Source organism: Flavobacterium sp. KBS0721, from assembly GCF_002007065.3.
GTDB lineage: Bacteria > Bacteroidota > Bacteroidia > Flavobacteriales > Flavobacteriaceae > Flavobacterium > Flavobacterium piscis.
Map to the genome: position 1 here is coordinate 36,890 of NZ_CP042170.1, position 13,059 is coordinate 49,948.

The 13,059-nt window shown below is 33.5% G+C and carries 13 protein-coding genes; 3 read left to right on the plus strand and 10 right to left on the minus strand.

The genetic code is table 11. From position 1 onward, the window contains the following. Positions 1-60: 60 nt before the first annotated feature. Positions 61-864, plus strand: a complete 804-nt coding sequence (locus B0M43_RS00175) for an endonuclease/exonuclease/phosphatase family protein (protein WP_065451165.1) — start codon at positions 61-63, stop codon at positions 862-864. On the opposite strand, the gene B0M43_RS00180 is transcribed toward B0M43_RS00175, so the two are convergent. The 10 genes from B0M43_RS00180 to tgt form a co-directional block, all read right to left on the minus strand. Beyond that, a complete protein-coding gene (locus B0M43_RS00180) occupies positions 865-2,124 on the minus strand; it encodes an asparagine synthetase B (RefSeq protein ID WP_065451164.1) in 1,260 nt (419 codons plus the stop codon). It lies immediately after the preceding gene. 348 nt (positions 2,125-2,472) lie between these two features. After that, complete coding sequence (locus B0M43_RS00185; RefSeq protein WP_065451163.1) at positions 2,473-3,138, minus strand: response regulator transcription factor; 666 nt, start codon at positions 3,136-3,138, stop codon at positions 2,473-2,475. A gap of 112 nt (positions 3,139-3,250) precedes the next feature. Further along, positions 3,251-4,042 carry a sensor histidine kinase gene (locus tag B0M43_RS00190; RefSeq protein WP_078005773.1) on the minus strand — a complete coding sequence of 264 codons (792 nt, stop codon included), beginning with the start codon at positions 4,040-4,042 and terminating at the stop codon, positions 3,251-3,253. A 2-nt stretch (positions 4,043-4,044) separates the two neighbouring features. Continuing rightward, the gene (locus B0M43_RS00195) at positions 4,045-4,551 is read right to left on the minus strand and encodes a hypothetical protein (protein WP_246860177.1); all 507 of its coding nucleotides are present in this window, start codon (positions 4,549-4,551) and stop codon (positions 4,045-4,047) included. 128 nt (positions 4,552-4,679) lie between these two features. Further along, positions 4,680-5,042, minus strand: a complete 363-nt coding sequence (locus tag B0M43_RS00200) for a hypothetical protein (RefSeq protein WP_078005775.1) — start codon at positions 5,040-5,042, stop codon at positions 4,680-4,682. 135 nt (positions 5,043-5,177) lie between these two features. Then, positions 5,178-6,722 (minus strand): replicative DNA helicase, encoded by a 1,545-nt coding sequence (dnaB, locus tag B0M43_RS00205; RefSeq protein WP_065451159.1) that lies wholly within the window; start codon positions 6,720-6,722, stop codon positions 5,178-5,180. Positions 6,723-6,862: 140 nt separating this feature from the next. Then, positions 6,863-7,816 carry an acetyl-CoA carboxylase carboxyltransferase subunit alpha gene (locus B0M43_RS00210; protein ID WP_065451158.1) on the minus strand — a complete coding sequence of 318 codons (954 nt, stop codon included), beginning with the start codon at positions 7,814-7,816 and terminating at the stop codon, positions 6,863-6,865. A gap of 112 nt (positions 7,817-7,928) precedes the next feature. Then, positions 7,929-8,816 carry a DMT family transporter gene (locus tag B0M43_RS00215; protein WP_078005776.1) on the minus strand — a complete coding sequence of 296 codons (888 nt, stop codon included), beginning with the start codon at positions 8,814-8,816 and terminating at the stop codon, positions 7,929-7,931. After that, positions 8,803-9,891 (minus strand): LptF/LptG family permease, encoded by a 1,089-nt coding sequence (locus B0M43_RS00220; protein ID WP_078005777.1) that lies wholly within the window; start codon positions 9,889-9,891, stop codon positions 8,803-8,805. Before B0M43_RS00220 ends, B0M43_RS00215 begins: the two co-directional genes overlap by 14 nt. A gap of 98 nt (positions 9,892-9,989) precedes the next feature. Then, positions 9,990-11,120 carry a tRNA guanosine(34) transglycosylase Tgt gene (gene tgt, locus B0M43_RS00225; protein WP_055091740.1) on the minus strand — a complete coding sequence of 377 codons (1,131 nt, stop codon included), beginning with the start codon at positions 11,118-11,120 and terminating at the stop codon, positions 9,990-9,992. A 380-nt stretch (positions 11,121-11,500) separates the two neighbouring features. Between tgt and B0M43_RS00230 the strand changes: the two genes are divergently transcribed. Both B0M43_RS00230 and B0M43_RS00235 read left to right on the plus strand, forming a co-directional pair. Next, a complete protein-coding gene (locus B0M43_RS00230; protein ID WP_065451156.1) occupies positions 11,501-11,824 on the plus strand; it encodes a hypothetical protein in 324 nt (107 codons plus the stop codon). A 343-nt stretch (positions 11,825-12,167) separates the two neighbouring features. Next, the gene (locus B0M43_RS00235) at positions 12,168-13,019 is read left to right on the plus strand and encodes a transketolase (RefSeq protein WP_065451155.1); all 852 of its coding nucleotides are present in this window, start codon (positions 12,168-12,170) and stop codon (positions 13,017-13,019) included. Positions 13,020-13,059: the final 40 nt, after the last annotated feature.

A 13,059-nucleotide genomic window follows, 5' to 3' on the forward strand; every position in this document is an offset into this window, starting at 1 on the left:
TCTAAATAAACATCTCGTCTAAAAATTTTAAATGCTTATATTTGAATTTTTATCTTTAGCATGAAATATATTTTAAGTTTTTTTCTTTTATTTTTTACTGTTCTCACCTTTTCACAAACCAAAATTCTATCCTGGAATTTAGAAAACTTTGGAAAATCTAAATCTGAATCTGAATTAAATTTTATTGCCAACACTCTTTTAGAGTATGATATTGTAGCAATTCAGGAAGTTGTTGCAGGTTACGGTGGCGCACAAGCTGTCGCTAAACTTGCCATGTTACTAAACGAAAAAGGAACTAAATGGGATTATTGTATTAGTAATCCAACAAGTGGTACCAGTTACAAAACAGAACGTTATGCTTTTCTTTGGAAAACCAGTAGAATCCAACTAAAAGGAAATCCTTGGTTAGAAAAACAATATCATCTTGAAATTGACAGGGAACCCTATTTTGCTACTTTTGAAATAAATAAAAAAACGGTTACACTGGTTAATTTCCATGCTATTACCAAAAGTAAGCAACCAGAAACCGAAATTAAGTACTTTAAGTTTCTGCCACTCGAATATCCTGCTCTAAATTTAGTATTTCTAGGCGATTTTAATTGCCCTCAATCCCACACGGTATTTAATCCTTTAAAGAAAATGGGCTACTCTCCTATTTTACAAAATCAAAAAACTACATTAAAACAGCAATGCAAAAGCAATATCTGTCTCGCATCTGAATTTGATAATATGTTTTACAAAGCAAGTGCTTTAGAATTTATTAATTCAGGTATACTTCCGTTTCACAAAAATTTTAATTCGCTAAAAGAAGCCAGAAGAATATCGGATCATATCCCTATTTGGTTCGAATTTTATTTGAAGTAATTATGTTTTTAATTTTTTCTTTTTTGCTGCAGGAAATAAAACATTATTCAGGATCAGGCGATATCCCGGGGAGTTGGGGTGCAGGTCTAAAACTGTAGGAGGATCTCCAACCTGATGCTGAAAATCTTCTGGATCATGGCCGCCAAAAAAAGTAAACATCCCTTTTCCTTTTTCGCCATGAATGTATCTTGATTCACCGTTAAGTTCACAGGTTCCCATTACTAAAACATTTGATTTTATTAATGCTGTATCAAATGATGTTGTTTGTCCCATAAAACCTTTTACTAATTGTGTATGATTTTGGCATAACATACTTGGAATTGGATCCCATTTTGCAGAAAATTCCATTAAAGAAAAATAATCTTTTTCCATCGGAATTCTGCGTTTATTGGTCATATCAATATCTGAAAACTCGTATACCTCAGGTTTTCTTTCTAATGTAAAATTTTTAAAAGCAAATGAGTTGCCGTAATCTAATTTAGACTGATAATTAGACTCACTCGCATCTCCATCAAACATAGCTTCGCAAATATCAACACCATCTGCCGAAAGTGCAATATCAAAGCTATCAGTTGCAGAGCACATAGCAAACATAAATCCACCGCCAATAACAAAATCCCGGATCTTTTTCGCAACTGCTCCTTTTTCTTGTGATACTTTGCTATAACCTAATTTTGCAGCAAGAGCTTCGGCATCCCTTTTTTGATCTATGTACCAGGGTGTATTTTTATATGCAGCATAAAATTTACCATATTGTCCCGTAAAATCTTCGTGATGCAAATGCAGCCAATCGTATAGCAGCAATTGATCACTTAAAACTTCTTCATCATAAATTGGTGTAAAAGGAATTTCGGCGTAGGTTAAAACCAATGTCACGGCATCATCCCAAGGCTGTTTTCCTTTTGGTGTATAAACGGCAATTTTAGGTGCTTTTTCAAGAATAACCGATTCCATATTTTGTGACGGACTTGAGATTTCGTTTAAAATCGAAGCTTCTTCAGTATCCGAAAGCACTTCAAAGCTTACTCCCCGAATCTTGCATTCTTTACGAATTTCGTCAGCATCAGGCAACAAAAAAGAGCCTCCACGATAATTAAGCAACCAACTTGCCTTATAATCTTTACTTAAACACCAATAGGTTATTCCGTATGCTTTTAGATGATTTTGCTGTGTGGTTTCGTCCATCGGAATTAAGATAAACGAAGCTTTTGCTGTTAATGAAAGTAGGAATATGAAAATATAAACTAAACTCTTATTCATTATAAAATTATTTTAGTAAAGATATAAAGTAAGCATTTAAAAACACAACAGATACGCTTGTTTTATATTTTTTTAAATATTAATTATGAATTTATGGCAAGCTAATTTCAATTGCAGTTTTCTCAAAATCAGGTAGAAACACCTATTTCATGAAAAATTATTATCATTACATTTGCTTTCCCGAATCATCAAACTAATCAATGAAAAAACCAAAAACCATGAAGTTTAATGATCATAAGAACCAACCAAAGGGAATGAATGTAATGCAAAAAATAGCCTTGTGCTTACTTGTAGTAACGATAGTATTGTACTATGTACTTTCAATTCAGTTTTTAACAAGTTGAATTTTTAAATTGTCAAAACTGCTATTTCGTTTTGAATAGCATATACTACTAATCCTGCAATATTTCTGGACTCTGTTTTTAGCAATAAATTGTTACGATGTCCCTCTACGGTTCGCGGGCTCAAATAAAGATGCTCGGCAATTTCTGTAGTCGTTTTTTGCAGGCAAATAAGCTGAAGAATTTCTATTTCGCGAGGCGATAGAAAACTTGTTTCTAAATTTCCTTTTGAATTTTTAGTAGAAATAATTGTTTCCTGAATTGTTTTCAGAACATTATCACAATAATAAAAACCTTTTTTTGAAACTTGGTTAATGGTGTGAATTAAATCCTTTGGTGTTGTATTCTTGATTAAGTAAGCAACAGCACCAACCTGAATCATATTTGCAATAAACGATTTTGTATCATAACTTGTTAAAGCAATTATTTTAATTTCGGGAAATAATTTTCGGATTATTTTTGTGGCTTCAACACCATTAAGAATAGGCATTTTCAAATCCATAATAATAATATCGGGTTTGATAATACTGTCATTTAAATTAGACAGAAGTTCTTCTCCGTTTGATGCTTCAAAAATAATATCGATATTATCTTCTCTTTGCAATAAAAAAGATATTCCTTTACGGAATAAAACTTCGTCATCTACTAAAGCAATTTTAATAGCGGCACTCATTTTTTATTTGATTTTGGTCGTTTGGTTCGTCGAAATTACAAAATCTCAAACGAAAACAGCCTCAGAATCTTAACATATTAAGCAAAAAGCGTGTTTGTTTATCAATTTTAACTTAAAAAGTGAAAATTACGGCAACTCCATTACCCTTTTCAGAGTTCATTTTTATCGTTCCATTCAAAAAAGAAATTCGGCTGTCGATATTTTTCATTCCTAATCCTTTCTGATTTTCAACATTTTCACTATCAAGTCCTACCCCGTTATCCTGATAATTGCAAGTAATAATCCCGTTTATATTTTTAAACGCAATGTATATTTCGGTCGCTTTTCCGTGACGTAAAGAATTATTCATCAATTCCTGCAAAATTCTAAACACATGCAAATGACGATCTATCTCTTTCTCATCAAAATCAACTTCATTCTCGTATTTTACTTTTACCGATTTACTGCTTTCAAATTCTTCACACAACTCTTCAATACCCGCATTAAGTCCAAATTTCTCAAAAACCGGAGGCAGTAAATTGTGGGCAATTTTTCTGGAATTCTCCAAAGCTTTTGCCGTTAGATTGATAATATTATCTGTAATTTCTTTTGTCTCAGCTTCTGTTAAATTAGGAGCAGAAAGTAAATGTGTATTTAATGAAACAATATTAAGTTTAGAACTGATATCATCGTGTAAATCCTGAGCAATTCTTTTTCGTTCTTCTTCCTGAGTAAAAATCACAGCGTGCAATTGTTCTTTTTGATATTGTAATATTAAATCTCTTTTCTCTAATTCTTTTTGGATAATTTTTTTCCTCGAGAGATAAAAAAATGCAACTAAAAAGACCGCAACCACCATAAAAAAACACGACGTATACAGAATTATGGCGACAATTTCTTTTTCATAAACCGGACTTCCATTCATATTCAAATATTAATTTTATTTTTAGAACTAAAGCTAACTTTCCATTGAAATAAAATAAAAAGATAATACGCCAAAAGCAAAAAAGCATTTAAAGTCCAACTCATCAACTTGAATTCATTACTCAAACCAATAGTTAAATTACCTACCAAAAATAATATTGTGCTAGTCAATAAATAAAAAACTACACCAATTGTAAAATAGTAATACTCTTTATTACTGGTAAGCATATTATAAAAGTGCAATAAGGCATACACAACAATTAATAGTGAAGTAATGCTAATCGCGAACAAATTGAATTTTAAAAACTGAGTAAAATCAATGCAAAACTGAATTCCTAAAATCAAAAGAGTTACCACAAGACTCCATGTTACAAAAGTTTTTTGCTGTCTGTATTTTAAGATGGATCTATAAAACAAACCAAGCAAAATTATTTGGCCAATAAAAAAGATATTAATGGCAAATAAATTATTCATTGCAAAACGATACATCAACTCTAAACTAAATTGCATTATAAAAACAAATGCAAGATAAAAAACAAAAAAAACATTAGCTTTTTCCAAACGGAAAAAGCTATATGTATACAGCACTAAGTTTATTAATAAAACAAAATAGGCCGAATATATTACAAGATCAACCATTATAGAGGACCTGTTGGATCTCCAAAAGGAGGGCATGGCCTAGCTCCATCATACAAAACTGCTGTAACTAAATCACCATCTAAAAAGACGTCTTCATAGATACCTGTTTTTTCATTTAATTTAGCTCCTACAAACATTAAAGTTTGTTCTCCAAGTTCATTAATTCCTTTATAAGCTCTGGTCGCATCAATTTTTAAAGATTCTTTAAGTTTCAAAATTGCTTCTAAGCTTTCTAAAGGTACTAAGTAAGCGTCTACTGAATCTTTTTCTCTACCCTCTGGAGAATCTTTGTACTTTTTTGACCATTCCTGACCAACAGCTAAACTGATTTCAATTTTACCTGGAAATTTTTCTTGTGACATAATCTAAATTTGTTTTTGGTTGTTAATTAATATGCAATTGTTGGAATCAATTGTTTGGCTAAACTACTCAATTTTATCAAAAAAGTTAACATTTAGGTGTAAAAAAAGCCTCATAAAAGAGGCTTAAATATTTTATTAAAACGGAACATCACTGTCATCATCATCGTCATTTAAGTTACTGCCAAATGCTTCATTAGGCGAAGGTAAATTTTTGGTTATGAATGGATTATCTTCATGATTCATTTTTGATGGTAAATCGTCATAACTACCAGAGAAATCATCAAGGTTATCAAACTTACCCAAGTGTCCTATAAATTTCAATCGAATGTTTTCGATACCACCATTACGGTGTTTAGCGATCATGATTTCTGCCTGACCAGCAGTTGGCGACGCCTCATCATCATCCCATTCTTCAATTTTGTAATATTCAGGTCGGTATAAGAACGAAACAATATCGGCATCCTGCTCAATCGCTCCAGATTCACGAAGATCCGATAGTAACGGACGTTTACTGGAACCACGCGTTTCGACCGCACGTGATAACTGTGACAGGGCAATTACCGGTACATTTAACTCTTTTGCCAGGGCTTTTAAGTTTCGGGAAATTGTCGAGATTTCCTGCTCACGGTTTCCTCCTCCTTTATTATTTCCACCGGCAGTCATCAATTGCAAATAATCGATAATGATAATCTTGATACCGTGCTGCGAAACTAAACGACGACATTTTGCTCTTAAATCGAAAATAGAAAGAGAGGGTGTATCATCAATAAACAAAGGCGCTTTTTCTAAGTTTTTTACTTTGGTACTCAGCATTTCCCATTCGTGAGGTTCTAATTTACCAGTACGCAATTTCTCTGATGAAAGTCCTGTTTCTGATGAAATTAACCTGGTAATCAACTGAACTGACGCCATCTCAAGAGAGAACAAAGCCACTCCATGCCCGTACTGAATAGCGATATTTCTCGCCATCGAAAGTACAAAGGCCGTTTTTCCCATCGCAGGTCTCGCTGCGATAATAATTAAATCCGAAGGCTGCCATCCCGAAGTTAGTTTATCCAGATTATGAAAACCTGTTTCAACACCACTTAAACCTTCTTGTTTTGCAATTTCTTCAATCTTCTTTTTAGCCTGAAGTACTAAACTCTGAGCAGTTTCAGAACTACGTTTGATATTTCCTTGCGTTACTTCATATAATTTAGATTCGGCCTGATCAAGCAAATCAAATACATCCGCAGTTTCATCATAAGATGCTTCGATAATTTCAGTCGAAATACGAATCAAACTTCTTTGAATAAACTTTTGAAGAATGATACGCGAGTGAAATTCGATATGCGCCGAAGATGCTATTTTTTGTGTAAGCTGAATTAAATAAAAATCTCCTCCGGCTAATTCTAATTTTCCATTTTTTTTCAACTGAGTCGAAACCGTCAACAAGTCAATTGGCTGCGTTTCTGTAAAAAGCTGAACGATTGCCTCAAAAATATATTTATGTGCTTCTTTATAAAAAGCATCCCCTTGCAAAATATCAATTACATCATCAACTCCTTTTTTATCAATCATCATCGCCCCAAGCACAGCTTCTTCTAAATCAAGAACTTGCGGAGGAAGTTTTCCTTTTTCTAAATTAATAATTGAGGGTTTATTTACCTTTGCGGGGTTTACACTTTTGAAATTTTCCATATGGCGAAAGTAGCGAAATTTAAAAAAAGATCGCTATTGAGTTATAACTATTAATTGTTTATAAATAAGATCATTTTGTTGATAACCAAAAAAAAATCCGAAACTGTAAGGCTTCGGATTTTAAATCGTTTTACATGAATTTACTCTTTATACTCGCCCATATTACTGTATTTGTCCATTCTTTGGGCAATTAAGTCGGCTGTTGATAAGTCTTTCAATTCATTATATCCTTTGGTGATGTATTCTGCTACTGTTTTAAAAGTAGTTTCGCGATCGTAATGCGCTCCACCCAGCGGTTCTGGTATTACATCATCCACTAATTTTTGTTTTTTCATATCAGATGAAGTCAATTTTAAAGCATCTGCAGCACGTTCTTTGTACTCCCAGCTTTTCCATAAAATAGACGAACACGATTCTGGCGAAATTACCGAGTACCATGTATTTTCTAACATGTAAACTTTATCACCAACACCAATTCCTAAAGCTCCTCCAGAAGCACCTTCACCAACGATAATGGTGATAATTGGCACTTGTAAACGAACCATTTCGAAAATGTTTCTGGCAATAGCTTCTCCTTGTCCTCTTTCTTCGGCTTCAAGTCCTGGGTATGCACCCGGAGTATCAACTAAAGTTAAAACCGGAATTCCGAATTTCTCTGCCATTTTCATCAAACGCAAAGCTTTACGGTATCCCTCCGGATTTGCCATACCAAAATTACGGTACTGACGTGTTTTTGTATTAAAACCTTTTTGCTGACCCACGATCATAAACGATTGTCCGTTTACTTTTCCCAGACCGCCCACCATCGCTTTATCATCTTTAAAATTTCTGTCTCCATGAAGTTCTAAAAATGTATCTCCGCAAATTGCTCTGATATAATCTAAAGTATAAGGTCTGTTTGGATGCCTTGATAGCTGAACTCGTTGCCAAGCCGTAAGGTTTTTGTATATTTCTTTCTTAGTTTCTTCTAATTTTTTGTTGATTTCCTTGCAGGTCGGTGTTACATCAACATCAGATTCTTTTCCAATTATAACACACTTTTCTAACTGTTCTTCAAGTTCTTTTATTGGAAGCTCAAAATCTAAATATTCCATGGATTTTTGAATTTTGTTTGTAAATCGAACCGCAAATATAAAAATATTATATCATTGGTGTGATTAAATCGTATTTAAAATGTAAAAATGTAATTTAAAAATAAGGAAATTATTACACTTCTTTCTTATTTTTATAATGTTTAAAAACGCCGTTTAAGATAACTGTAATTACAATTATCAGAGCGCCAATATAAAATTCCGTACTCATTTTTTCCTTTCCGCCCAAGATAAAATAGGCCAGAATAATTCCGTAAACAGGCTCTAAATTAGTCGTTAACATTACGGTATAAGGCGTTAGTTTCTGCATTACTTTTACAGATGCCGTAAATGCATAAGCAGTACAAACTGATGCCAAAACCAATAGCAAAATCCAGTTGTTTAATGACATCGTAAAGAAATCAGCATTGAATTTTCCTTGTATTAAAAAATAAACTGAAATAAAGAAAACTCCTGCTCCAAACTCATAAAACGTAATTACCGACGGTTCATGATCAGAAATTAACTTACCATTCATTAAGGTAAACAAAACTCCCAGAATAATAGAAGCCAGGGCATAATACATTCCTTCCAGGTATTTTACTTCTACGCGCATTATTAATGCTAAACCTGCTATAATAATTAACCCGAAGAAAACTTCATAAAATAAAATTTTTCTTCCGTAAAAAAGTGGTTCCAGTAAAGACGCAAAAAAAGCACCCAACGAAAATATCGAAAGTGTTATTGAAACATTCGAAACATGAATGGCCTTGAAAAAGAAAATCCAATGCATTGCAATTAGCAATCCAACAAAAATTAATTTAGCAAAGGACGTGGCCGAAATCACAAAAGATTGCTTCTTGTAAACTATAAAAGCAGCGAGAAAAACACCTGCAAGAAGCATTCTAAACCATACTAAATTTTCGGCATCAATAGTGATCAAAGCGCCAAGAACAGCCGTAAAGCCCCAAATAAAAACAATTAAATGAAGATTTAAATAACTTTTTAAATTATCGTTTCGCATTACGTAATAGGTAAACTGCCAGAATTCCGAAAACAATATTCGGGAACCAGACAGCAAATAAAGGTGAGAAAGTAGATTTTTCGGCAAGGGTACCGAATATTTTATCAAAAAACACAAATGAAAATGCAATTGCAATACCAATTGCAAGATTGGTTCCCATACCACCGCGTCGTTTCATAGACGAAACCGCTACGGCAATAATCGTTAGAATAAAAGCAGAAACCGGTACGCTGTATTTTTTATATAGTACGACTAAATAAGTATTAATATTTCCTGAACCTCTTTTACGTTCTTTCTCGATAAAATCAATCAGCTTGCCTAACGGAAGCGTCTCGGCAATATAAACCACTGGAGTTAAATCGGCCAGTTCAAATTTGAAAGCCACATTTTTCTCAGGTACTTTTTCTATTTTATCATTCAGTTCGCCAAGAGTTCTTTTGATATAATCGTACAGAATATAGATTTTCTTTTTAGGATCCCATTTAATACGACTTGCAGTAATTTTATATGTTAACTGCTCTTTTTCAAAATGTTCCAATGTAAAATTAAAAGCCGTTTTAGACTCTTCATTAAAACTATTTACAAAAATAAAATCGTTGTCATTAATTTGCCTGTACACATTGGTATTCTCTCCACGCATCAGCTGTTTTCCGTTTCCTTTTAGATAGGTATACCTAAAATTATTAAAACCTTCACTGGCAGCCGGAACAATGAAAAAACCCATTAAAAGCACAAAAACCGATACGATAGAAGCACCAATAATATAAGGACGAAGAAAACGCGTAAATGAAATTCCCGAACTTAAAATCGCAATAATCTCAGTATTATTAGCCAATTTTGAGGTAAACCAAATTACCGATAAAAACAAGAATATCGGAAATAGAGAGTTCGCAAAATAAATCGTAAAATTGTAATAATAGACCGCAATTGCAGTAAAAGGAATCTTGTTCTCCAACATTTTATTCACCTTTTCAGAGACGTCAATTACAATTCCAATCGGAATAAATAATAAGATCATCACTGAGAAAGTGGCTAAATATCTTTTTAAAATATACTTATCTATTATCGTTAACATAGATTTTTAGTTTCAATTTTAACGCTCAGGTTTCAGGTTTCAGGTTTCAAGTTCTATACGGAACCTGAAACCTGAAACTAAAAAAACTTGAAACTTTTTTATAGTCTTTGGCTCATGTTTTTAACCATCATTTCTTTCCATGGTCTAAAATCTCCTGCTAAGATATGTTTTCTGGCTTCACGAACCAACCACATATAAAAGCCAAGGTTATGAATCGTAGCAATTTGTTTTCCTAAATATTCGTTGGCAGCAAATAAATGGCGTAAATAGGCTTTCGTATATTCAGTATCTACAAAAGTATGTCCCATTTCGTCGATTGGCGAAAAATCAGCTTCCCATTTTTTATTTTTAATGTTGATTGTTCCGTTTGCCGTAAACAACATACCGTTTCTGGCATTACGAGTTGGCATCACACAATCGAACATATCAATACCTAACGCAATATTTTCTAAAATATTAATTGGAGTTCCCACTCCCATTAAATAACGAGGTTTGTCTTCGGGTAAAATTTCGCAAACCACTTCAGTCATCGCATACATTTCCTCGGCAGGTTCCCCTACTGACAATCCACCAATTGCATTTCCTTGTTGACCTGAATTGGCAATATATTCTGCAGATTGCTGACGTAAATCTTTGTAAGTACTTCCCTGAACAATTGGGAAAAAAGTTTGCTCATAACCATATTTATAAGGCACTTTATCCAAATGGTTGATACAACGATCTAACCAACGATGCGTCATGTGCATCGAACGTTGTGCGTACCTGTAATCGCAAGGATAAGGCGTACATTCATCAAAAGCCATAATGATATCAGCCCCAATTGTACGTTGAATTTCCATTACGCTTTCCGGTGAAAAAAAGTGGTAGGAACCATCAATATGCGATTTAAACTTTACTCCTTCTTCTTTAATTTTTCTGTTATTCGAAAGAGAATACACCTGATATCCACCAGAATCAGTCAAAATATTACGATCCCAATTCATAAATTTATGCAATCCACCCGCTTTTTCAAGAATTTCAGTCTGCGGACGTAAATATAAATGATAGGTATTCCCAAGGATAATATCCGGATTAATATCTTCTTTTAGCTCGCGCTGGTGTACTCCTTTTACAGATGCAACCGTCCCGACAGGCATAAAAATAGGCGTTTCGATTACGCCGTGATCTGTAGTAATACTTCCCGCTCTCGCTTTAGATTGCGGATCTTTTTTCAATAAATCAAACTTCATCTGTTTCTTTTTTCAGTCGGCAAAGATAGGTTAATTTGAGGAAAATTTAATTAATTAGATAATTTGTCGATTATATAATTAGATAATGATTTTTACTTGCCTAAAAGTTTGAAATTTGGAATTTACAAAAATTGGAATTTATTCTTTTTGGGCGTTCCCTTCGGTCGGGCTATTCGCTACAAGTCCTCGCACTTCCTTCGTCAGGCTCCGGGCTTTTCACTTCTATCCCTAACGCAAATATGCAGCAGCTTTTCGATAAATAACACAAATGTAAAAGTTACAACAATCGCATTATCAAAATGTAACATACCACGCACATTAGTTTCTTAACTTTAATCCTACATTAAAATGAAATTTATAACAATTAAAATATAGTCATCATGATAAATTCAGAAGAAAAAACTCCCGTAGATCTAGATCAAATTAAAGATGATCAGATTGAAAAAAATCTTGAAAATTTAGATTATCCTGCAAACGAAGATATTTACAATCAGGAAGAAAAACTGGAAGACATCGATCCGGAAGGGATTTCAGGTGAAAGAACAGTCATTCAAAACGATAACAACGACAATGAATGGAAACAAAATAGTGACAAACTCGGAAACGATTTAGATATTCCAGGCTCAGAACTTGATGATGAGCAGGAAGAAATTGGTTCTGAAGATGAAGAAAATAATTTTTATAGCGAAGGCGATACGGAATAAGCCCTTTTTTGTCCCAAATTACAAGAATTACAATAGATTTTTGCCACAGATTTCAAGTTAATAGATTTTTCTAAATCAATTTAATCTTGTAATCTGTGGCATTTTTTATGCAAAATGTTATTTTTTTCAACAAATAAGTGGATTGATATTTGGATTTTTTTTCAAATGATTTTAATCGTTTCAACTTCTAACAAACTTTTTTCTTTCAAGAAGTTTTCTTTTTTTTCTAAATCAACAAAAAAAGGTTCAAAATTTAACAATTTCAGCAAACTAAACCCAAAAATCATTTGTCAGCCCGCAAAATAAAAATTACTTTTGCACCAGTTTAACTTTTACACATAAAATGAAGCCTAACACACAACAATTAAGCGATTTAACTATCCAAGTAAGAAGAGATATTCTTCGAATGGTACATGCTGTCAACTCAGGTCACCCAGGTGGTTCACTAGGTTGTACTGAATTTTTGGTAACACTATACCAAAACATTATGGAGCGTAAAGAAGGTTTTGATATGGACGGAATTGGAGAAGACATTTTCTTCCTTTCAAACGGACACATTTCTCCTGTATTTTATAGCGTACTAGCACGTAGCGGTTATTTCCCTGTTTCAGAACTTGCAACTTTTAGATTATTAAACTCTCGTTTACAAGGGCACCCAACAACTCACGAAGGATTGCCTGGAATTCGTATGGCTTCTGGTTCATTAGGACAAGGTTTATCTGTAGCTCTTGGTGCTGCACAAGCAAAAAAATTAAACGGTGATAATCACTTAATCTATACTTTACATGGAGATGGTGAATTACAAGAAGGTCAAAACTGGGAAGCGATCATGTATGCTTCTGCTAAAAAAGTAGACAACCTTATTGCAACTGTTGACGTTAACGGAAAACAAATTGATGGTACAACTGACGAAGTTTTAGCAATGGGAAGTATCCGTGCAAAATTTGAAGCTTTTGACTGGGACGTTCTTGAAATTAAAGAAGGAAACAATATCGATGCTATCATTGCAGGTTTAACAGATGCAAAATCAAGAACAGGAAAAGGAAAACCAGTTTGTATTTTACTATATACTGAAATGGGTAACGGAGTTGATTTTATGATGCACACTCACGCATGGCATGGTAAAGCACCTAACAATGACCAATTAGAAAGTGCTTTGGCTCAAAACTATTCTGCAGATCAAATCGACTATTAAAAAAGTGTTCAGTCTCAGTGCACAGATTTCAGTTTAAACT